Genomic DNA, 21,086 nt, shown 5'->3' with positions numbered 1-21,086 from the left:
CCCTGGTCACCGGTCGTACCGGATCGAACGGTCACCCTCGTCGTCCAGCGAGCCGCTGATCCGGCCCTTGGCCCCGCTCGTCTCGAAGACGCCGCCCTCGATGCGGTACTGGCTGGGCCCGCGCTGCTGGTCGCCGCCGCCACCGCCACCCGGGGCGCCGCCCATCCCGCCCATCATGCCCATGCCACCCATGCCGCTCATCCCGCCGGACGAGCTCGCGGCGGCGGCCTGGTGGCCGCCCGGGTCGACCGGGGTCGCGCCGAGACCGCCACCGTCGGACATCGGCATCGACGCGTCGCTGCCCGTCTGCGCACCGGGATCCAGCGACACGGCACCGGCGAAGTCCGCCGACCCGCCGCCCGTGACGGCGGACCCGAAGTCGCTCGCCCCGGCCGTGGTCGTCGAGTCGCCGCCACCACCGCCGGCCACGCCGGAGTCACCGCCGGCACCCGCGTCGGCCACGGCCACCGCCGGCTCCGCGCCGACACCGCTGCCGCCGCCGAAGTCGCCGGAGAAGTCCTGGCCACCCGGGGCGGTGAAGCCGCCCCCGCCCGCGCCGGCCGCCGCACCCTGCGTGAACGCCGGGTCGGGGTTGGGCGGCGACGGGTCCTTCGTCAGCGGCGACTCGGCGTCCGCGTCGTGCCGGATCGCGGACCCGGTGCCGTCGGTCGCCGACGCCGGGCCGGTCTTGAGGTCGCTCGCCTTGGGGTCGTCCTTCTCGTCGAGCGTGTACGTCGTCGGCTCGCCCTTGCCGTCGTCGACGGTCACGATCGTCGGGCCGTCCGGGCCCTCCGGCCGCTCGGCCGTGATCTCGAGGTTGCCGTCCTTGATGTGGATCTTGCCGTCGGGACCCGGCTTGTAGCTGCCGTCGGCCGAGGGCTGCCCGTCCTTGACGGCCTGCTGCGAGCCCTGCGGACCGAAGCTGCCGTCGGCGGCCTTGGCGCCGTCCTTGCCGTCCTTGCCCGCTTCGGCCTTGTCGTCGTCACCCCAGTCGAGGTGGTAGTCCTTCTTGTTGCCGTGGCCGTCGTCCACGGAGATGTCCTGCTTGCCCTGCTTGTCGGGCTCGGACATCTCGATCGTGTTGTCGCCCTTCTTGACCGACACCGTGTCGGTGTCGTCGGTGTTCTTGATGGCTTCACCGGTCGTCGGGTCGATCGGGTACGGCTTGCCGGTGTCCGGGTCCATCTCGAGGGGCTTCCCGGTGATCGGGTTCTTGCCGTCCTCGGGCTTCGCCGGGTCCGCGGCCGCGGGGGGCTCGGCCGCCGACGGCGTCGTGCCGCCCCCGCCGGTACCGCCGCCCGTGCCACCCCCGGTGCCACCGCCCGTGCCGCCGCCGGTCCCGCCGCCGTTGTCGTTCTTGCCGGGGCCGCCGGTGTTCTCCTTGCCCTTGTCCGTGCCGCCGGTGTCCGTGCCCTTGGCCTCGGTGAGCTGGTTGCGGTAGCCGTCCATGTACCGCTCGAGCGCGCCGAACTGCTGGTCGATCGTGTCCTTGGCGGACTTGCAGGAGCCGTTGAAGGCGTTGATCAGGCCCTGGTACTCGGTCGCGAACGCGCCGTCGCGCCAGTAGCGGCAGACGTTGCGGCCGTACTCCTTGTTCTCGTCGTTGAAGCCGCAGTCGTCGTTCTGCAGCCGCTCGGCGAGGTTCGTCTGGTTGCCGTTCTTCGCGTTGACGGCGTCGACCCAGCCGGCGACCTTCATGAAGTCGTCGAACTCCTCGGTCTCGCCGTTGGCGATCTTGAGGACGTCCTTGGCCATGTTGATGTCGGCCTGCGCGACCGTCGTGCGGTGCAGCTGCAGGACCTCGTCGACCTTCTTCTTGACGGCGTCGTAGACGTGCGTCACGGTCTGCGGGATCAGCTTCGCGGCGCCGTCGATCTGCTGCGAGAGCTCCTTGGCGTGCGGCTTGATCGTCTCGTCGTACTTGATCTCCGCCGCGTTCGCGCCCTTGCCCTTCCACTCCCCGAAGAGGGTCTGGAGCTCGGTGTCGCTCTTGCTCAGCGTGTCTTCGACGACCTTGTGCGCCTTGGCGAGGTCGTCGGCCTCGGTGAGGAACTTCTGGAACTGGATCCCGCGGTTCTCGTGGAACTTGTCCTTGAGGTCCTTCTGAGAGTCGATGTGGCCGGACCCGCCCTTGATCTTGTTCCAGATCTCGTCGGTCCACAGGACGAGGAAGTCGACCGTGATGTTGCCCTGGTCGAGCATTTCGTCGGAGGTCTTCGCGCCGGCCCCCAGCGTCGGCGCAGCGATTCCGTCGAGGTTCTTCTTCGCCGTGTTCTTGCGGTCGGTCTGGGCCTGTTGTTCCTTGCCCTTCGCCGCCCCGTCCTGCTGGGCTTCCTTGAGCGCGTTGTCGACGTCGTCATCGGATCCGGACGGCGCGAGCGGGGTCGTCAGCCAGTTCCGGTCGGAATACCCGTCGATGTATTCCTTGGCGTACTTCTCTTCTTCGTCGTTGAAGTTCCAGGTCGCCTTGTCGTACGCCTCCATGAGCGCGGACTTCTTGTCCATGGAGACGTTCGGGTCGTCGAGGACCTTCTTGATTTCCGCCCAGTCCGCCATTACTTGCTCCCCGCCGCGTTCGCCTGTGCGCCGGCGTTCGACTCCTGCGCGGTGTACTTGGAGCCGGCGGTCCCGATCCCGCTGCCGAGGTTCATCAGCGCGTTGGACAGCCCGGTCATGCCCGCGCCGATCTCGTCGATCCCGGATTTGTACTTGCCGTAGCCATCACCGTGGACCCGGCCGAAGTCCGCCTGCGCGATTTCGGTGGGCGCGACCTTCTTGGCCTCGGCGGCCGGGTCGTCCGCGACGTCGTTGAGGCGGATCTGCGCCCGCGTCATCGCCTCGGAACTCGCTTCGTAACCGTTCGGCATGCTCGGCTTTCCCCCTTCGATCCACAGCCCCTGTTCCGGGTGTCAGGACTGTGACGCACCCGGACGCCGTTCGGTGCCGTCGCGGATGCACACAGAGTCTAGCGTTCGGCCGAGCGGCCGACCTGGGCTTTGCCCAAGTGCACTCACCCGGTCGGGTGCTGCGCGGCGATCGCTTCGGAAATGACTTCGGCGACGCCGCGGACGTCCACCAGCCGGTCGAGCTCGTCCAGGTCGACGGAGACGCCGTAGCGCACCTCGACCCGGGCGAGCAGCTGGACGCGCTGCCGGGACGTCATGCCGATGTCGTCGAACGGCGTCGTGTCGGTCAGCCGCTCGAGCGGGAGCTGCAACGCGGTGCAGACGATCTTCCTGATCTCGTCGGTGTACTCGCCCGCGTCAGTCATGGGGCCCATTCTCGCCCCACCAGCGGTCGCGGGCGGCGGCGCGGGACACCTTGCCGCTGGAGGTCCGCGGCACCGCTCCCGGCGGAACCAGCCACAGGGCACGCAGCGGCAGGTCGTGGCCCGCGGAGACGGCCCGCCGCACGGCCGTCTCGACGTCGGCGTCCGGCGCCGCGCAGCCGGCCACGACCGCGACACCCTCGCCGTGGCCGTCCCGCACCGCGAACGCGGCGACGCGCCCGGCCCGGACGCGCGGGTGCGCGGCCTCGACGGTGGCTTCGATGTCCTGCGGGTGGTGGTTGCGGCCGTCGACGATGATCAGGTCCTTGAGCCGCCCGGTGACGTACAGCAGGCCGTCGTGGAGGAAGCCGAGGTCGCCGGTGCGGAGCCAGCCGTCTGCGGTGAAGGTGTCCCCGCGGTCCGGATCGCCCCAGTAGCCGTCGGCGACGTTGGGACCGGACACCCAGATCTCCTTGTCGACAATGCGGATCCGCTGGCCGTACGGCCGCCCCACGGACACCAGCTCGCCGCGGCCGAACGCCGTGACCGTCGGGCCTTCGTCGCCCGCGCTCGTGACGAACACCGTCGCCTCGGCCAGGCCGTAGCAGGGCTTGTGCGCCGCGCGCGGCAGCCCGAACGGCGTGAAGGCGCGGTCGAAGGCCTCGACGCTGGCCGCGCGGACCGGCTCGCTGCCGTTGAGGACCGAGTTGACGTGCGAGAGGTCGACGTCTTCCAGCTCTCCGGCGGCCTCCGCGGCCAGGTCGAAAGCGAAGTTCGGTGCGGCGGTGATCGCGCCGGGGTGCTCGGCGAGCAGCCGGATCCAGCGCAGCGGGTCGCGCACGAACTCCATCGGCGTGAAGAACACCGAGTGCGCGCCGAGGAAGACGGGGGTGCCGATGAGCAGCACGAGACCCATGTCGTGGAAGAACGGCACCCAGCCGGCGAGATGGGTCGACGCGTCGGCGTGGTAGCACTCGGTGGTCTGCCAGCAGGCGGCCACGAGCGCCCGGTGCGAGATCACGGCGCCGGCCGGCCGGCGCGTCGAGCCCGACGTGTACTGCAGGTACGCCGGGTCGGTCATCGCCACCTCGGCGGGCGGCTCGGCGGCGTCGGGCGCGATGTCCTCGACGGCCAGCGCGAAGACCGGCGGGATCTTGTCCAGGAGGTCCTTCGAGGTCAGGCAGGCCGCCGGGGTGGCGTCCGCGAAGGCGGACTCGATCCGGGCGCGGCCGGTCCGGCCGGTCGGGACGGACAGCGGGACGGCGACGCGACCGGCGTAGAGCGTGCCGAGGAAGGCGACGACGTACCCGAGGTCCTGGCGGGCGACGATCGCCACCCGGTCCCCCGGCCGCGTGCGGCGCCGCAGCTCACGCGCGACGCCCCGGACGCGGTCGAGCACCTCGGGCCAGCTCAGGGTGTGGTCGGCCGGACCGGGGAAGGTGCGGCAGGTGAACGCGGGACGATCGTGGGCGGCGTTGCGGCGCAGGTAGTCCGTGAACGGCGTGGTCAGGACCTCTTCCGGGACATCTGCGGGCGGCACGGCCTCATCCTGCCCTACCGTGGGCAGGCGATGGACGAGTTCGAACGGCACGGGATCGGCGTGGTCTCCGGCCGCGACGCGTGCGCGCACGCCCTGCGTTCCCCGGATCTGACGTCCGATCCGGGCGCCGGCTCGCCGAGCGTCCTGCTGCGCGACGGCGACGGCCACGCGCGGGTGCGCGGGGTGCTGCGGGAGATCATCGCCGGGCTGGACCCGCTCCCGGACGCCGTGATCACGTCGATCGAGGCCGTCGTGGCCGGCCTGGGAGCGTCGTTCGACCTCGTGCGCGACTTCGCGCGGCCGGTGGCGGGCGCGGTGACGTCGGCGGTGCTCGGCGTCCCGCTCGACGACGTCTTCCTCGACCACCTGGAGAAGACGACGGCGAACCTCGACGTCTTCGCCGGCAGCGACCGGGCGGGGCAGGCGTCGGCGTTCCGGCTCGCGGTGCAGCTGAGCCGGACGTCGGCCGGGCCGGGCGGCCTGACGGCGTTGCGGGAGGCCCACGCGGCCGGGCGGCTCGACGAGGACGAGCTGATGCTCAACCCGGTCGTCCTGGCGCACGCCGCGTACGAGAACTCGCTGAACTTCCTGGCGTGCGCGGGCCTGGAGCTGGCCACTTCCGGCCCGCGGAGCGTGCGTGACCTGGTGACGTCGGTCTGCCCGGCCCGGTACGTCCTGCGCTTCGGCCCGGACGGCCCGGTCGCGGTGTCGCTGACCGACGGCCTCCCGTTCGGCCTGGGACGCCACGCGTGCCCGGGGTCAGGAGTCGCGCTCGCCGAGGGCGAGATCGCGCTCACCGCGTTGGCGAAGCTCCTCGACGGCGGCTGCGAGGTCGGCGAGGTGGTGTGGAAGACCCACTCGGTGTTCCACGGCCTGGCCTCGGCGCAAGTGGTCGTGAGTGAGAAACAGGGTTAGAACACTGTTTCTCACTCACGACGGGTTACGAGACCGCTGAGACGACGCCCGCCAGGCGGTCGGCCGCGGCCTGCGCCGTCGCCTGGGCCGTCGCCTCCACCATCACGCGGACCAGCTGCTCGGTGCCGGACGGGCGCAGCAGCACCCGGCCCTCCTCGCCCAGCTCGGCCTCGACCTCGCCGACGGCGTCGCGGACCTCGCTCGAGTCCGCCACCGCCGCCTTGTCCGCGACCGGGACGTTCACCAGGACCTGCGGGAGCCGGTTCATCACGGCCGCCAGGTCTTCGAGCGACTTGCCCGTCTCGGCCATGCGGCTCATCAGGCGCAACGCCGTGAGCAGGCCGTCGCCGGTGGTGGCGTGGGCCGGCAGCACGACGTGGCCGGACTGCTCGCCGCCGAGGGCGAAGCCGCTCGCGCGCAGCTCCTCGAGGACGTACCGGTCGCCCACCGCCGTCGTGACGACGGTGATGCCGTGGGCCTTCATCGCCAGGTGCAGGCCGAGGTTGCTCATCACGGTCGCGACCAGCGTGTCCTTGACCAGCTCGCCGGACTCGGCGAAGGCGAGCGCGAGCACCGCCATGATCTGGTCGCCGTCCACCAGCTCGCCGGCGGAGTCGACGGCCACGCAGCGGTCGGCGTCGCCGTCGTGGGCGATGCCCAGGTCGGCGCCGTGCGCGACGACCGCCTCGCGCAGCTTGTCGGGGTGGTTCGAGCCGCAGTGCTCGTTGATGTTGACGCCGTCCGGCTCGGCGAACAGCGCGACGACCTCGGCACCGGCCCGGCGGTAGACCTCGGGCGCGGCGGCCGACGACGCGCCGTTCGCGCAGTCGACGACGACCTTCAGCCCGGCGAGCGAGTGCGGCGTGACGTTCAGCAGGTGGGTGGCGTAGCGGTCGAGCGCGTCGTCGACGTCGTGGACGCGGCCGACGCCGGCGCCGGTCGGGCGGACCTTGCCGTCCGCGAGACCGGCTTCGATCTCGTCCTCGATGCCGTCGGGGAGCTTGTGCCCGCCCGCGGCGAAGAGCTTGATGCCGTTGTCGGGCATCGGGTTGTGCGACGCGGAGATCATCACGCCGAGGTCGGCCTCGAGCGAGCCGACCAGGTAGGCGACGGCGGGCGTCGGCAGCACGCCGACGCGGAGCACATCGGCCCCCGCGGAGGTGAGGCCCGCCACGACGGCGGCCTCGAGCATCTCGCCGCTGGCACGCGGGTCGCGGCCGACGACCGCGACCGGCCGGTGCGAGCGGTCGTGTGCGGCGAGCACGCGGGCGGCGCTGGCCGCCAAGGCCAGCGCCAGCTCCGGCGTCAGCTCCGCGTTGGCCAAGCCACGTACCCCGTCGGTACCGAACAGGCGTGCCATCGATCGACCTCCTCAGTGCGGCTGCGCCAGCGCAACCGACCATCACAACGTAGCGACCCTCCCGGGCCGCACTACCCCTGGATGTCGCTCCGGACACGGGGGCCCGAAAACGATACCGCCGGTAAAAACGCCGAAGCGCCCATCCGATGGACGGATGGGCGCTCCGGTGGGTTGCGCCAGAGGCGCGATCAGCGCTTGCTGTACTGCGGGGCCTTGCGGGCCTTCTTCAGGCCGTACTTCTTCCGCTCCGTGGCGCGCGCGTCACGGGTCAGGAAGCCGGCCTTCTTGAGGGCCGGGCGGTCGTCGGCGTCGACCTCGATGAGCGCACGGGCGATCGCGAGGCGCAGCGCGCCCGCCTGGCCCGAGACGCCGCCACCGTGCAGGTTGGCGAAGATGTCGAACGAGTCCGGCTTCTCGACCAGGACCAGCGGGTCCTTGATGAGCTGCTGGTGCACCTTGTTCGGGAAGTACTCCTCGAGGGTGCGGCCGTTGAGCTTGAACTCACCGGTGCCCGGGACGACGCGCACGCGGACGACGGCTTCCTTGCGGCGGCCGACGGTCTGCGCGTTGCCACCGGCGGCGCGCGACGGGCGGGGCGCCGAGGCGCTCTCGCTCGTGGCGACCGGGGTCTCACTCGTGGCGACCGGCGTCTCGCTGGTCGCGGCTTCGCTGGTCTCGACGGCGCCGGTCTCGGTCGCCTCGGTGGCCTCAGCGACCTCGGGGGTCTCGTTCTCGGTGCTGGTCACAGACTGTTCCTCACTCACTGCGCGACCTGCGCGATCTTGGTGATCTCGCGCGCCTGCGGCTGCTGCGCGGCGTGCGGGTGCTGCGGGCCGGCGTACACCTTGAGCTTCTTCGCCTGGGCGCGGCCGAGCTTGTTCTTCGGCAGCATGCCCTTGACGACCTTCTCGACAAGGTGTTCGGGCTTGGTGTCGAGCAGCTCGCCGAACGAGCGCTTCCGCAGACCGCCCGGGTAACCGCTGTGCCGGTAGGCGAACTTCTGCTCGCGCTTGTTACCGGTGAGCGCGACCTTCTCGGCGTTGACGATGACGACGAAGTCGCCGGTGTCCATGTGAGGGGCGTAGGTCGGCTTGTGCTTGCCGCGCAGCAGCGTGGCGACCTCGGTCGCAAGCCGGCCGAGCACGACATCCTCGGCGTCGATCACGTGCCAGGCACGAGTGACGTCGCCGGGCTTGGGGCTGTACGTGGGCAAGGGTCTACCTCGTCGTCAACATTGCGTGTGGGTTCTGTGCGGGCCTAGCGCGCTGATGCGCCGCAACGCACAACGACATATGAAGATACCCGCACGTCCACCGCCGCCGTGCAGCGGGGTGGGTTGGCACGGCCGTACAGGCTCCGACCGGCCCGGGCGCAGCCGGACTCTACCCGGTTTTCCCGCCGAAGTGCCCGCACCCGACGCCCCGACACGCGAGGATGAGACGATCCGGGCGCCCGGCACCGGGAGCACAGTCGAGCGGGGGACGCGATGAGGAAACGACCGACGGCGATCTTCGTCCTGGCTGCCGTCCTGGCCCTCGTGAGCGCCTGCGGCACGGCCAAGGCGGGCACCGCGCTGCCGAAGGGCGACGACGCGGCGGACTACGTCGGCGGCAAGTTCGAGCAGGTCATCGGCAAGCTCGGGGACGCCATCACCGACACGCGCGACGTCACCAACTCGCTGGTCGCCTACTTCAAGTTCGACGACAAGTGGATCCACAGCACCGTGACGTCGGCCCGCACCGGCAGCCCGGAGAGCCGGGCGGTGCGGCACCGGTCGCAGAAGAACCCCGACGAGATCATCGACACGTACACGCCGGCCGACGGCGCCGTCGAATACACCTACCTCGGCCCGATGTACGTCCAGAAGGGCGTCTCGCCGACGGCGTGGGTGTCGATGCCCAAGCCCGAGGCGGGCCTGATCCTGCCGTGCGCCTGGGGCGGGGTGCTGACCCCGTGCCGGATGGCGGACTCGACCGTCGACGCCTACAAGGCCGACAAGCGCGCGGTCCGCGGGGCCAAGAGCCTCGGCGACGGCAAGACCGCGCTGACGGTCACCGTGCCGTTCGAGATCTTCGTCAAGAACAAGGTCGAGATCCTGCCGCCCAGCATCACGAGCCAGGTCGGGCCGGAGCTGAACAAGGCCATGGTGCCGACCACGATCACGCTGAACCCGGACGGCAGCCTGGTCTCGTTCGTGATGGACGCCAAGTTCTCCGGCGACGGCCACCAGGTGGAGCTCAAGTACGACTTCCGGTTCACCGGCAAGGCCAGCCTGCAGGACATGCCCAAGCTGCCGGACGCGGCGCAGATCACCGTGCTGCCCGACCGGGCGGCCATGGACGACTTCTACCGCCGGCTCGGCGAAGCGCAGGGCCAGTGACCACCGCCACGACCCGAGGTGAGCACCGATGACCCAGCCGCCCGACCCGCAGCAGCCGCAGTGGTGGCAGCCGACGGCGAACCCGCCCGGCGCCCCGTCCGGGTGGCAGCCGGAGCACCAGGCGACCGGCCCGCACGCCGGCCAGTGGCAGCAGAACGCCGACCCGGGCACGGCGTCCGGTTCCTACACCGGCCAGTGGAACCCCGCGCAGCAGCAGCCCGGCCCGAGCGGGTCGTTCTCCGGGCCGTGGCAGCCGGGGCAGCCGAACCCCGGTCCGTGGCAGCCGCCGTCGCAGCCGGCGCCTCAGCAGCCGGGCACGCCCGGCGGCGGGTGGCCGGCGCCGCCTTCCCAGCAGCAGTACGGCGGCGGGTTCCAGCCGTCGCAGTACGGCGGTCTCGGGGCGTTCTCCCCGGAACCGGCGAAGAAGCCGAAGTCGAAGAAGCCGCTGCTGATCGCCGGCGCCGCCGTGCTGGTGCTCGTCCTCGGCGGCGGGGCCGCGTGGCAGCTGGGCGCGTTCCGCGGGAACGTGCTCGAGCAACAGTCCCTTGAGGACGGTGTGGTCAAGGTCCTCAACGAGAGCTACGGCGAGCCGGACGTGAAGAACGCGCAGTGCCCGGCGAACGAAGCCGCCGAGAACGGCACGACGTTCGACTGCACGGTGAAGATCGGCGGCCAGGACAAGAAGGTGACGGTGCGGGTGCTCAACGACCGGCCCGAGTACGAGGTCGGCGCGCCGCACTGAGTTTCCCTTGCCGCACAACGGTTCCGACCCAAACGGTTCTGGCACGAACGAAAACGGCGGGCCCCGCACCGGAGTGCGGGCCCGCCGTGGTTTCCGGGACTACCGGCTCAGAACAGGCCTTCGACGGCGTTGTCCGTCGACTGGTAGCCGTCGGCGATCTGCGGCAGGGCGGCGGCGATCTGCGCCAGAACCTGCTTCAGGTCCTCGAACTTCTGGTCCCAGGTGCGCTGGGCCTGGTCGTACTGCTCCTTGGCGGAACCGGTCCAGGTGGTGACCAGCGGCTTGAGGTCGTCCTTCAGGCGGTCGAACGCCTGCTGGAGCTCGCCACCGGTGCTCTGGCAGTCCTCGGCGGCCGCGTGGATGGTGGCGTAATTGACGACAATGCCGGCGCCATCAGGCATGATGTGCTCCTTCTGTGCGATGAAAGTTTTGGTGGGTGGAAAGGAAGTTCAGGGGTGAAGCTCAGCCGAGCGCGTCGAAGCCCTTGTTGACGGCCGACAGGATCTCCTGCTGCTGCTGCTCGGAACGCTCGTACTTCGAGCCCGCCTCGCGGAGGAGGTCACCGATGCGCTGCAGGGCCTGGTTCATCTGACGGGCGTCGTCGTCGAACCGCCGCATGACGTTGTCGAACGCCTTCTGGGCGTCACCCTGCCAGCCGGCGCGGGTGGCCTCGATGCGGTCGCGAAGGGTCACGAGGTTGCTGTCCATGCCCGCGCGCACCTCGGTGACGCGGCCTTCGGCCTCGGTGAACTGCTGAACTGTTCCCTGGAATCCGGCTCCGGCGCTCATACCGGTACCCCCTTCAGAAGAGTGATGTTGTCCGTACCGCTCTTGCTCGTTTGTACGGCCCTACGACGCAGACATTGCCACGTCCGGTTCCCCCTTGTCGTGCTTTGCCCGCAAGTAGTTGCTTGCGTGAACGCTCGCACCGGGAACCGATCGCCGCGCGTATTCCGCGAGCGACCCGGGACGGCGACGCGTCACCCGGAAATATGTTCTCCACCAGCGTGGTTAGCACACGCACAGCGATCACCGGCCGGTACTCAGGCGTCGCGATTCATGATTCGCATCTGGGAAAAGTCTTCGTCCTCGTCACCCGTTCGAGGGGCACGAGCGGAGGATTGCGAACGCGAAGGAACCGAATCGGCCGGATCCGGAACCGCCACGGCCGGCAGCCCGCGGGCGCGGCGGAACCGTTCGGCGGCGGCGCGCAGCGTTCCGGGGGTCGGGTCGCCGGACTTCGTGCCGCGGCCACCGCGCTTCAGCAGTTCGACGTTTTCGCTGTGGTGGCGCCGGCTGCGCGCCTTCGCGTTCCCGGTGACGCGCCGGGCGTGCGTCACCGCGTCTTCGCCGGTGCGCCGGAAGGCCGACGCGGCGCTTTCGAACTCTTCGGACGGCACCGCGGGCCCTGCTCTCTCAGTTGAGGATCTCGACCGTCCGCACGGCCTGCGTGCAGGCGGCGGCGACCCGGTCGCGCAGCTGCGCCGTGGCGTACTGGCAGCCGACGTGGACCCGGATCCGGCCCTTGGCCACGACGTACCAGTCGACCTGGAGGTCGGGCCGGTCCTTCTTGATCTCGTGGTAGCCGATCACGGTCTTGCCCGCGTACGACAGTGCCGGGTTGAACGAACTGTAGTACTCGGGGTGCTCGTCCACGCCGCCCTTGATGTAGTCCACCAGCTTCTGCGGGTCCGCCGTCGCGTCGTAGTCCATCACGAACTCCTGCGCGACCAGCAGGTCGTTGCCGTCCCGGGACTCCTGGGGGTGGATGACGACCTGCCGGTCGGCGACCCGGTCGTCGGTCTGCACCCAGTCCTCGGGCGCGACGAACTTGAAGTCGTACTGCGAGAGCGTCCGGCCGGTCTCGGCTTGGCCGCCGGGGTCGCCGAACACGACGATCCCGGCGACGACGAGCGCGGCCACGACGACCACGGCACCCACGACGAGGCCGAAGAGCCTGCCCCGGCTCCGCATCTTCTCCGACGCCGCGGTGGCCCCGCCGGGGCGGTTGCCGGGCGGGCCGGGGGGCGGCGCCCACGGCGGCCGGGCCACCGGCTGCCCGTGTGGCGGTGACGGCGGCGGGGCGGCGCGGTTCGGGAACCCGTTGGCGGGCGGGACCGGCGTGCGCGGCGGTGCCGGACGCTGGCCCGCGTCACCGGGGCGCGGTGCGACGTCGCCGGGGCGGACGACCTCGGTGCGCTGCGCCCCGGGGCTGAGGGCGCCGCCCGGCACGGCTCCCAGCCGGGCCATCGCTTCGCCGGGCAGCGCGCCCGTGCGGTCCGGGTCCACCAGCACCGCGCGCAGCGCACCGCGCGCGACCACCGTCTCGGGCTGGTCGAGGCTCGTCGGCACGACGCCGGTGCGTTCGTGCACCAGCCGCGAGATCATCGGGATCCGGCTCGACCCGCCGACCAGGAAGATCGCCGTGAGCTGCTTCGGCCGCAAGCCGGCGTCGCCGATCGCCGCGACCGTCAGCTCCACCGCGCGCCCCAGCGGCGCGGTGATGAGCCGCTCCAGGTCTTCGCGCGTCACGTGCGCGTCGGCGAACGGCGGCGGCATCGGCACGTCGGTGTAGGCGTGCCGCGACAGCGTTTCCTTGGCTCCGCGCACGTCTTGGCGCAGCACGCGGCGCCGGCGCCGGTCGACCAGCTCGCGCCCTTCGACGAGCTGGCGCCACGCGTCCTGGTCGGCGCCGGCCACGAGCGAGCCGACGTGCTCCAGTAACGCCTGGTCGATGTCCGCGCCGCCGAAGGCCGGATCTCCCCGGGTGGCCAGCACCTGGAAGCCGCCGCGCTGCGGACGGCCGGCGCGGTCGCGCGCGGTGTCCGGGGGCAGCCGCCGCACCACGCTGACGTCGACCGTGCCGCCACCGAGGTCCAGCACCGCCAGCGCGTCGCCGGGACGGCCGCTGAACTCGACGGTGCGGTCGTTCGTCACGTCCTGCGGCGCGAACGTCGCCGCGTGGTAGACCGCCGCCGCGACCGGCTCGGGCACCAGCGCGACCTCGCGCGCCAGCCCGCCGGCCGCCTGCCGCAGCAGCCGGGTGCGGATGGCACCCCAGTCCGCGGGGTGGGTCAGCACCAGGAGATCGACCTCGGCTTCGCCGGCGAGGCGGCGCGCCTCGGCGACCGCGCGACCCAGCACGGCGTGCACGACGTCGGTGACGCGCAGGACGCTGTCCCCGAGCAGCAGCTCGCCTTCGTCGATCCGGCGCTTCGGGTTCGGCTCGTAGCGCGCCGGGTCGACGGCCGCCTGCCGCTCGGCCTCCTGGCCGACGAACAGCGTGCCGTCCGCCGCCGCGAACACCGCCGAGGACATCAGCGGCTGGCCGTCGATCACCACGACCTGCGGATCGCGCCCGTTCACCGAGGCGACGACGCAGGTGCTCGACGTCCCGAAGTCCACCGCAACCCGGACCGTCACCAGCAGCTCCCGCAGTACTTGTCGCGATCCCCCGCGCCCGGCCGACGGGGCGCGCCCTCGAGGAGGAACCTACCCCGTCGCCGGACGCGCCTGGCCGCCGTGCTCAGTCGGGCTGGATCCACGACACCTGGATCAGCTGCTTGCCGGACTTGCGGGTCAGCAGGTTGCCCCGGCCCGGCGGCATCGCGCTCGGCTTGATGTTGCCGACCAGCGCACCTTCGTCGCGAGAACCGTTCATGACCAGGCCAGGCGCCGCGATCTCCTTGAGCTTGCCGATGATCGGGTCGTACATCGACTTGCTCGCACCACCGGTGCGGCGGACCACGATCAGGTGCAGGCCGACGTCCTTGGCCTGCGGCAGGAAGTCGGAGATCTTCCGCAGCGGGTTGTTCGTCGACGTCGCCACCAGGTCGTAGTCGTCGACCAGGATGAACAGCTCCGGGCCCTTCCACCACGACCGCGTCTTCAACTGCTCCTGCGTGACGTCCGGCCCCGGCAGCCGCCGGGTCATCGAGTTGAAGACGTCGCCGACCATGCTCTCCAGCTGCGCCGCCGACACCGCATACCCCAGCAGCGAATCACCCTGCACGAACCCGAGCATCGAGCGCCGGTAGTCGACCAGCAGGATCAGCGCTTCCTTCGAGGTGAACCGCTCGGAGATACCGCGGGCGATCTGACGCAGCAAGTTCGTCTTCCCCGACTCGCCGTCCGCGAACGCGTAGAAGTGCGGCTCGGCGTTGAAGTCCAGGTAGATCGGCTGCAGGTCCTCTTCGTTGACCCCGATCGGGATCAGCTTGGAATCCCGGTGCTGGTCGAGCTTGAGCACCTCGTCGTAGGTGATCATCTCCGGCAGCAGCCGGACCTGCGGCGCGACCCGGCCACGCCACGCACCCTTGATCTTCGCCACCGCGTCGGCCACGCCGGCCGCGATCGTCTCCGGGTCACTCGACCCGTCGATGCGGGGCAGGCCACCCAGCATGTGCAGCTTTTCGCGGGTCAGGCCGCGGCCCGGGCGCCCAGCCGGGATGTTCACCGCGACCCGCCGGTCGATGTCGGACTCGGTCGGGTCACCCAGCCGCAGCTCGAACCGGGTCCCGATCATGTCCTTGATCGCCGGACGGATGTCGGCCCACCGGTTCGCCGCGATCACCACGTGCACGCCGTAGGACAGACCCTGCGTCGCCAGCCGGGTGATCGTGGTTTCCAGCTCCTCGAAGTCGTCCCGCAGAGCCCGCCAGTTGTCGACGATGAGGAACGCGTCGCCGAACGGGTCCTGATCCGCCCGGATCTCCCCGCGGCGCTTGCGGTTGCGGAACTCGGTCATCGAGTCGATGCCCATCGCCCCGAACCGGCCCTCCCGCTCGGTCAGCAGGGTGGTCAGCTCGGCCACGATCCGGCGCGCCTTGTCCGGCTCCCGCCGCGCCACCGCGACCCCACCCACGTGCGGCAGGTCCGCGAGGCCGGCCAGGGTGCCGCCACCGAGGTCGAGGCAGTAGAACTGGGCCTCTTCCGGGGTGTGGGTCAACGCCATCGACATGATCAGCGTCCGCAGCATCGTCGACTTCCCCGACTGCGGCCCACCGACGATCACACCGTGGCCCGACGCACCGGAGAAGTCCGCCCACAGCGGGTCACGCCGCTGCTCGTACGGCCGGTCGATGATGCCCAGCGGCACCTGCAGCCGGCCGTTGCCGAAGAAGCCGACCGGGGACAGCCCGCGGTCGTCGGTCGGGTTCAGGTTGGGCAGCAACGTGTCGAGGGAGTTGGGGTCCTTCAACGGCGGCAGCCACACCTCGTGCGCGGGCGGGCCCTGCCCGATCAGCCGCGACACGATGACGTCCAGCTCGGAAGGTTCGACCGCCTCCTCGGGCTGCTGCTGCACCACTTCCTTCGGTGCCTCGATCTGCTCCGGCTCCGGTTCCTTCGGCAGCTCCACGAAGTCCGGGACGAACAGCTGCGGCCGCTTGTCCGCCCGCACCACGGTCGCCGCCGGCCCGGCGGCCTGGATACCGGCCGGACGGTAGGGGCCCGAGACGTAGGAAGCCTTGAACCGCACCAGCGTCGAGGTGTCGAACTTCAGATAGCCGCCACCGGGGACCGAGGGCAGCTCGAACGCGTCCGGCACCCCGATCGCGGCGCGGGACTCCGCCGCGGAGAACGTCTTCAGACCGATCCGGTAGGACAGGTGCGAGTCCAGGCCGCGCAGCTTGCCCTCTTCGAGGCGCTGGGAGGCGAGCAGCATGTGCATCTGCAGCGACCGGCCCAGCCGGCCGATCGCGACGAACAGGTCGATGAAGTCCGGCTTCGCCGCCAGCAGCTCGGAGAACTCGTCACAGACGATGAACAACGCGGGCAGCGGGTCGAGGTCGGCGCCGTTCTCGCGGGCTTTCTCGTACTCCCAGACGTTCTTGAAGTTACCGCCGTTCTTCAGCGCTTCCTGACGGCGGTTCATCTCCCCCGCCAGCGCGTCCTTCATCCGGTCGACCAGCGTGACCTCGTCGGCGAGGTTGGTGATGACCGCCGAGACGTGCGGGGCCTTGTCCAGGCCGAGGAACGTCGCGCCACCCTTGAAGTCGACCAGCACGAAGTTCAACGTGCTGGAGGAGTGCGTGGCGAGCATGCCCAGCACCAGCGTCCGCAGGAACTCCGACTTGCCGGAACCGGTCGCGCCGATGCACAGGCCGTGCGGGCCCATGCCTTCGGCGGCGGCTTCCTTGATGTCCAGCTCCACCGGCTGGCCGTACTCGCCGACACCGAACGGGACGCGGTAGCGGTCACGGATCGGGCGGGGCCGCCACGCCTGCTGGACGTCGAACGTCATCGGGTCACCCGGGATGCCCAGCAGCTCCAGCAGCGACGGGTTGGACAGCAGCGGCTCTTCGTCGCTCGTGTCCTGCCCGGCCGCGCCACCGACGCGGTAGGGCGAGATCAGGCGGGCCAGCGACTCGGTCTCGACCAGGCTGAGGGTGTCCGGGCGGCCGAACCACTCGACCCCGCCGGCGCTGCGCGCGCCCAGCCGGTCGGCTTCCACGACCAGCCGCAGGCCGCGGCGTGCGGCGAGGTTGCCGATGGAGTCCGACAGGTCGACCAGCGTGACGCCGACCAGGCCCTCTTCGAGGATGATCTGCTCTTCGCGGGTGACCTCGGCGTCGTCGATGATGATCACGACGTGCGGCTGGTCCGGAGCGGGCGTGGCGTTGCGGGAGAACCGCTGGCGGTCACGCAGCTCTTCGTCGAGCCAGTTCTCGATCTGCGCCAGCGAACCGGCCATCATCCGCAGCTGGCCGATGCCGTCGGCGAGCGTCGGGTGCTGGGCGTGCGGGAGCCACTTCGCCCACTCCCACTCCTCCTTCGCCCGGCCCGCGGTGGCGACCGCGATCAGGACGTCGTCGGGGCTGTGGAAGGTGACCATCTGCGCGAGCATCGCGCGGGTCAGGCCGCGGGTCAGCGCCCGGTCGCCCTGCATGCTCACCGCGGCGAACCCACGCAGGGTGATCTGGGTGGGCAGGTCCGGCACGATCGAGTGCGCGCGCACGAACCGGCGCAGCGCGAGGGTGGCGATCGGCTCCAGCTCGTCGACCGGCCCGGTCTGCGGCGGGACCAGCCGCGTCGCGAGGCGGTGCGAGCTGCGCCCGACGCGCAGGTGCAGGAAGTCCTGGTCGTTCTGGCGGCGCTCCCACATGCGGCGGCTGGCGGCCAGCGACCACAGCGACTGCGGGTCGGGGTGCACCCACTCGAGCGCGGCCCGCTGGTCGACCATCGCCTCGCGGGCGCGGTCACGCATCTGGCCCAGGTAGCGCAGGTAGTCCTTGCGGTCTTCGTCCATCTCGGCGCGCTTGGCGCCGCCGCCCTTGCCGCCACCGCCGGCCATCATCCCGAGCGTCCCGACGACCATCATGCCGCCCATGGCCATCATCATCGGGTTCCGGTTGCTGGCCTGGAACATGAAGACCATCATCCCGAGCGACGCGACGATCATGACGACCGGAAGCGCCTTCATGACGATGTTGCCGGGGATGACGCGCGGCACCTCGGGCGGCGGCTCGAGGTGCACCTCACCGCCCGGCGGACGCGGTGCCGCCAGCCGCGGCGACTTCTTGAACTGCAGCGTGCTCATCGAAGGACCCCTCATTCAAAACTCGACGATGGCGGCCACCGCAAGGTGTGCGAACAACCTATCGAACGCCGCGGGGGAATTCCGCCGGATGCCCGAACCCCCCGTGAACGCTGCCCCACCCTCGTCCAGCGAGTGTACGGCCTGCCACCGACAGTAACGCCGCGTTCCGGGACCCGACCTGTGGATGACAGTGAATTTCGGACGTTCGATGATGTCGGCACCGGGGTTCGGTATAAGTTCCCCCGGGAGCAGTCTCGACCGAGCGGGGGCAGTGCAGTGGCTACGGGCACGACAGTTTTCAGCAGGGTGACGGTCGTCGCGCCCTCGACGCGGATCGATGTGGCCCTGCCCGCCGACGTCGCGGTGGCCGATCTCCTGCCGATGCTCCTGGACATGGCCAAGGAGTCGTCGCCGGACGGCGGGGCCCGCCACGGTGGCTGGGCGCTCGCCAAGCTCGGGGACGCCCCGCTCGACCCGAGCCGGACCCTGGCTTCGCTCGGCGTCGTGGACGGCGAGCTGCTCCAGCTGCGCAAGCGCAACGAGAACCCGCCGCCGCCGCTGTACGACGACGTCGTCGACGCGATCGCGGAGTCCTCCCCCGACAGCTTCCGCCCCTGGACCAAGGAGACGGCGAACCGCTTCGGGCACGTCGCGGGCGGGCTGGCGCTGGTCGCCGCCGCCATCGCGCTGTTCATGAGCGGCTCGCTCTACGGCGGCAACGCGCTCGGCGCCGCCATCGCCGGCGGCATCGGCGCGATCGCGTGCGTCGCGGTCGGCGCGACGCTCGCCAAGGCCTACCAGGCGGAAGCGACCGGGGTGCTGATCGCCGCGGCCGGCGGCCTGCCGCTGGCGTTCGTCAGCGGCTTCTACATCGTGCCCGGGCTGTCGATGCGGGCGAACCTGCTGCTGGGCGCGGTCCTCGTGATCATCGTCGCGTCGGTCTGCATCATGGTCATCGGCGCCGGCATCACGACGTTCATCGCCGCGGCCACCGCGGGCACCTTCGGCGCGCTGGCCTTCCTGTTCGGCACGCTCGTCGCGCACCCCGCCGCCGGCATCGCGGCCGGCACCGTCGCGGTCGCTCTCGCCTGCATCTCGATCCTGCCGCGCGCCACCATCTGGCTCGCGAAGCTGCCGCTGCCGCACGTCCCGGGCAGCGCCGAAGAGCTCAAGGAAGACTCCGGTTTCCCGGACTACCGGGCGATCGAGCGCCGGACGGCGATCGCGCACGACTACATGACCGGCCTGATGGTCGGCTGCGGCGTCACGGTCGCGATCTCCGCGATCATCGCCGCGAGCGCGCCCGGCGCGTTCGGGATCATCCTCGGCGTCGTCGCGACGCTCGTGCTGCTGCTGCGCGCCCGCGCGTACGCGAACGGCAGCCAGGCGGTCGCCCTGCTCACCACGGGCCTCGTCGCGGCGACCGGGATCGCGATCGGCTGGCTGGTCTCGGCGAGCGCGGAGAACCGCCTGCTCTACGTCTTCGGCATCCTGATCCTGCTGGCCGCCGGCGCGCTCGTGGTCGGCGTGATCTTCCCGGGTCAGCGCTTCTCGCCGCCGCTGCGGCGCACGGTGGAGATCATCGAGGCGCTCTGCATCGCCTCCGTGCTCCCGCTGGCCCTGGGCGTGATGGACCTGTACACGACCCTGCGGCACCTGAACTTCAAGTGACCGGATCGGGTGAATCTCGGATGGCAGTAGGACGGCGTTTCGGCGCCACCCGGCGGACCACGACGGCGTTGCTGACCGGCACGATCGGCTTCCTGTCCTCGGTGGCCGTCGCGGTGCCGGTCTGGGCGCAGCAGGCGCCCGCCGACGGCTACTTCGCGACCCCGCCCCCGGTGGACATGACCAAGCTGCTCCCGGACTCCGGCCAGCCGGACAAGAAGTACAAGCAGTCGAAGGGCTGCGTCCAGCGCAGCACGCTGGGCCAGAACATCGTGCTGAAGAACCGGCCGTGGGGCCAGGACTACCTGCAGATCACGAAGGCCCAGGAGATCGTCAAGGCCGCCACGAACGGCGGCGTCGGCCGGGGCGTCAAGGTCGCCGTGGTCGACACGGGCGTGACGAAGCACCCGTGGCTGCCGAACCTCGAGTCCGGTGGCGAGTACGTCGCGACGCCGACGAACGGCCAGCCCAAGGGACTCGAGGACTGCGACGGCCACGGCACCGAGGTCGCCGGGATCATCGCGGCGAAGCCGGACAACCCGGAGGTCGGGTTCATCGGCGTGGCGCCGGACGCGACCATCGTGTCCTACCGCCAGCTGAGCGAGAACTACGAGCCCGACACCTCGACGTCGACGCCGCCGGCGAGCAACACCGCCGGGGGCACGCCGTCGTCGAGCACCACGCCGCCCACCGGTTCGGGGTCTTCGCTGCCGCCGAGCGGCGAGGGCGGTGGCGGCTCCGGTTCCGGTGACGGCGACCGGACTTCGCCCGGGCAGTCGAACGGCGGACGCCAGCTGGAGAAGGCCGGCACCGCGGGCACGCTGAAGACGCTGGCCGAGATCATCCGCGGCATCGCCGACCGCAAGTCGGCCGACGTCATCAACATGTCGGTCGACAACTGCCGCACGGCGACCGGCAGCATCACCGAAGGCGAGCAGCAGGTCCAGGCGGCCGTGCACTACGCGGCGCTGGCGGGCATCGTGGTCGTCGCCGCCGCCGGCAACGCGACGGACACCTGCCCGCAGAACGACCAGCCGGACGCGCGGAAGCCCAAGACGATCGTGACGCCGCCGTGGTTCGCCGACGACGTGCTGTCCGTCGGGGCGATCGACCAGTACGGCAGCGTGGCCCCGTTCAGCGTGCACGGCCCGTGGGTGGGCGTCGCGGCGCCGGGGACGCAGATCATCTCGCTCGACCCCGCCGAAGGCTCCCGCGGCCTGGCGAACCTGACGTTCGAAAGCGGCGACAAGGCCAGCGAGATCCAGGGAACGAGCTTCGCCGCACCGTACGTGGCGGGCCTCGCGGCGTTGGTCAAGGCCAAGTACCCGACCCTCGACGCCAAGGGCATCATCAACCGCATCAAGGAAACGGCCCAGCACCCGGCGGCTCCGGGCGGCCGCGACAACTTCGTCGGCTACGGCGTCATCGACCCGGTGGCGGCGCTGACGCAGAGCCTCCCGTCCGAGATCGGGAACCAGGCGCCGATCCCGCCTCCGCAGCTGGCCCAGCTCCCGCCGGCGAACGACCACAGCTCGACCCCGATGATCGTGGCACTGGCCGGCACCGGCGGCGGTGTCGTGGCGCTGCTGATCACGCTGTTCGTGATGCGCACCATCCGCCGCAACCGGCCCGAGGAAGCGGCTTCCCGGCGCTGACGCTTCCCCGGCCGGGGA

Annotated in this window: 17 protein-coding genes; 5 read left to right on the top strand and 12 right to left on the bottom strand. The window is 71.0% G+C overall.

Annotated elements, in window-relative coordinates:
* Window positions 1–6 precede the first annotated feature (6 nt).
* The 4 genes from AA23TX_RS50620 to AA23TX_RS44545 all read right to left on the bottom strand — a co-directional run bounded on the left by AA23TX_RS50620 (window position 7) and on the right by AA23TX_RS44545 (window position 4,808).
* A complete protein-coding gene (locus AA23TX_RS50620; protein WP_155548902.1) occupies window positions 7–2,556 on the bottom strand; it encodes a WXG100 family type VII secretion target in 2,550 nt (849 codons plus the stop codon).
* A complete protein-coding gene (locus AA23TX_RS44555) occupies window positions 2,556–2,867 on the bottom strand; it encodes a hypothetical protein (RefSeq protein WP_230863081.1) in 312 nt (103 codons plus the stop codon). Before AA23TX_RS44555 ends, AA23TX_RS50620 begins: the two co-directional genes overlap by 1 nt.
* A 143-nt stretch (window positions 2,868–3,010) precedes the next feature.
* Complete coding sequence (locus tag AA23TX_RS44550; protein ID WP_155548901.1) at window positions 3,011–3,271, bottom strand: acyl carrier protein; 261 nt, start codon at window positions 3,269–3,271, stop codon at window positions 3,011–3,013.
* Window positions 3,264–4,808, bottom strand: a complete 1,545-nt coding sequence (locus tag AA23TX_RS44545) for a fatty acyl-AMP ligase (protein WP_155548900.1) — start codon at window positions 4,806–4,808, stop codon at window positions 3,264–3,266. Before AA23TX_RS44545 ends, AA23TX_RS44550 begins: the two co-directional genes overlap by 8 nt.
* Before the next feature lie 30 nt (window positions 4,809–4,838).
* Between AA23TX_RS44545 and AA23TX_RS44540 the strand changes: the two genes are divergently transcribed.
* Window positions 4,839–5,723 carry a cytochrome P450 family protein gene (locus AA23TX_RS44540; protein ID WP_155548899.1) on the top strand — a complete coding sequence of 295 codons (885 nt, stop codon included), beginning with the start codon at window positions 4,839–4,841 and terminating at the stop codon, window positions 5,721–5,723.
* 25 nt (window positions 5,724–5,748) lie between these two features.
* On the opposite strand, the gene glmM is transcribed toward AA23TX_RS44540, so the two are convergent.
* The 3 genes from glmM to rplM form a co-directional block, all read right to left on the bottom strand.
* Window positions 5,749–7,083 carry a phosphoglucosamine mutase gene (gene glmM, locus AA23TX_RS44535; protein WP_155548898.1) on the bottom strand — a complete coding sequence of 445 codons (1,335 nt, stop codon included), beginning with the start codon at window positions 7,081–7,083 and terminating at the stop codon, window positions 5,749–5,751.
* Window positions 7,084–7,271: 188 nt separating this feature from the next.
* Window positions 7,272–7,829: a 30S ribosomal protein S9 gene (rpsI, locus tag AA23TX_RS44530; RefSeq protein WP_155548897.1), complete on the bottom strand. Its 558-nt coding sequence runs from the start codon at window positions 7,827–7,829 to the stop codon at window positions 7,272–7,274.
* A gap of 14 nt (window positions 7,830–7,843) precedes the next feature.
* Complete coding sequence (rplM, locus tag AA23TX_RS44525; RefSeq protein ID WP_020643241.1) at window positions 7,844–8,296, bottom strand: 50S ribosomal protein L13; 453 nt, start codon at window positions 8,294–8,296, stop codon at window positions 7,844–7,846.
* Between the two features lie 273 nt (window positions 8,297–8,569).
* Here rplM and AA23TX_RS44520 point away from each other — a divergent pair, with 273 nt between their 5' ends.
* Window positions 8,570–9,463, top strand: coding sequence for a hypothetical protein (locus AA23TX_RS44520; RefSeq protein ID WP_155548896.1), 894 nt, complete (start codon window positions 8,570–8,572; stop codon window positions 9,461–9,463).
* 28 nt (window positions 9,464–9,491) lie between these two features.
* Window positions 9,492–10,205: a DUF4333 domain-containing protein gene (locus AA23TX_RS44515; protein ID WP_155548895.1), complete on the top strand. Its 714-nt coding sequence runs from the start codon at window positions 9,492–9,494 to the stop codon at window positions 10,203–10,205.
* Window positions 10,206–10,312: 107 nt separating this feature from the next.
* On the opposite strand, the gene AA23TX_RS44510 is transcribed toward AA23TX_RS44515, so the two are convergent.
* The 5 genes from AA23TX_RS44510 to eccCa all read right to left on the bottom strand — a co-directional run bounded on the left by AA23TX_RS44510 (window position 10,313) and on the right by eccCa (window position 17,745).
* Window positions 10,313–10,606, bottom strand: coding sequence for a WXG100 family type VII secretion target (locus AA23TX_RS44510; protein WP_155548894.1), 294 nt, complete (start codon window positions 10,604–10,606; stop codon window positions 10,313–10,315).
* A gap of 61 nt (window positions 10,607–10,667) precedes the next feature.
* Complete coding sequence (locus AA23TX_RS44505) at window positions 10,668–10,994, bottom strand: WXG100 family type VII secretion target (RefSeq protein ID WP_155548893.1); 327 nt, start codon at window positions 10,992–10,994, stop codon at window positions 10,668–10,670.
* A gap of 254 nt (window positions 10,995–11,248) precedes the next feature.
* Window positions 11,249–11,545, bottom strand: coding sequence for a hypothetical protein (locus AA23TX_RS44500; protein WP_439328805.1), 297 nt, complete (start codon window positions 11,543–11,545; stop codon window positions 11,249–11,251).
* Window positions 11,546–11,621: 76 nt separating this feature from the next.
* Window positions 11,622–13,628, bottom strand: a complete 2,007-nt coding sequence (locus tag AA23TX_RS44495) for a type VII secretion-associated protein (RefSeq protein WP_155548891.1) — start codon at window positions 13,626–13,628, stop codon at window positions 11,622–11,624.
* Window positions 13,629–13,731: 103 nt separating this feature from the next.
* Window positions 13,732–17,745, bottom strand: coding sequence for a type VII secretion protein EccCa (gene eccCa / locus AA23TX_RS44490; RefSeq protein ID WP_155548890.1), 4,014 nt, complete (start codon window positions 17,743–17,745; stop codon window positions 13,732–13,734).
* Between the two features lie 306 nt (window positions 17,746–18,051).
* Between eccCa and eccD the strand changes: the two genes are divergently transcribed.
* A complete protein-coding gene (gene eccD / locus AA23TX_RS44485) occupies window positions 18,052–19,416 on the top strand; it encodes a type VII secretion integral membrane protein EccD (protein WP_155548889.1) in 1,365 nt (454 codons plus the stop codon).
* A gap of 20 nt (window positions 19,417–19,436) precedes the next feature.
* Window positions 19,437–21,068: a S8 family serine peptidase gene (locus AA23TX_RS44480; protein ID WP_155548888.1), complete on the top strand. Its 1,632-nt coding sequence runs from the start codon at window positions 19,437–19,439 to the stop codon at window positions 21,066–21,068.
* Window positions 21,069–21,086: the final 18 nt, after the last annotated feature.

The sequence above is a fragment of the Amycolatopsis camponoti genome, assembly GCF_902497555.1.
GTDB classification, from domain to species: Bacteria; Actinomycetota; Actinomycetes; order Mycobacteriales; family Pseudonocardiaceae; genus Amycolatopsis; species Amycolatopsis camponoti.
Note: the sequence above shows the minus strand (reverse complement) of the source record. Positions and strands in the feature narration are given on the sequence as shown.

What these genes read in the sequence shown, in the direction of transcription:
- AA23TX_RS50620 (WP_155548902.1), bottom strand. Translation starts at nt 2,556, where the DNA reads ATGGCGGACTGGGCGGAAATCAAGAAGGTCCTCGACGACCCGAACGTC.
- AA23TX_RS44555 (WP_230863081.1), bottom strand. Translation starts at nt 2,867, where the DNA reads ATGCCGAACGGTTACGAAGCGAGTTCCGAGGCGATGACGCGGGCGCAG.
- AA23TX_RS44550 (WP_155548901.1), bottom strand. Translation starts at nt 3,271, where the DNA reads ATGACTGACGCGGGCGAGTACACCGACGAGATCAGGAAGATCGTCTGC.
- AA23TX_RS44540 (WP_155548899.1), top strand. Translation starts at nt 4,839, where the DNA reads ATGGACGAGTTCGAACGGCACGGGATCGGCGTGGTCTCCGGCCGCGAC.
- glmM (WP_155548898.1), bottom strand. Translation starts at nt 7,083, where the DNA reads ATGGCACGCCTGTTCGGTACCGACGGGGTACGTGGCTTGGCCAACGCG.
- AA23TX_RS44520 (WP_155548896.1), top strand. Translation starts at nt 8,570, where the DNA reads ATGAGGAAACGACCGACGGCGATCTTCGTCCTGGCTGCCGTCCTGGCC.
- AA23TX_RS44515 (WP_155548895.1), top strand. Translation starts at nt 9,492, where the DNA reads ATGACCCAGCCGCCCGACCCGCAGCAGCCGCAGTGGTGGCAGCCGACG.
- AA23TX_RS44510 (WP_155548894.1), bottom strand. Translation starts at nt 10,606, where the DNA reads ATGCCTGATGGCGCCGGCATTGTCGTCAATTACGCCACCATCCACGCG.
- AA23TX_RS44505 (WP_155548893.1), bottom strand. Translation starts at nt 10,994, where the DNA reads ATGAGCGCCGGAGCCGGATTCCAGGGAACAGTTCAGCAGTTCACCGAG.
- eccCa (WP_155548890.1), bottom strand. Translation starts at nt 17,745, where the DNA reads ATGAGCACGCTGCAGTTCAAGAAGTCGCCGCGGCTGGCGGCACCGCGT.
- AA23TX_RS44480 (WP_155548888.1), top strand. Translation starts at nt 19,437, where the DNA reads ATGGCAGTAGGACGGCGTTTCGGCGCCACCCGGCGGACCACGACGGCG.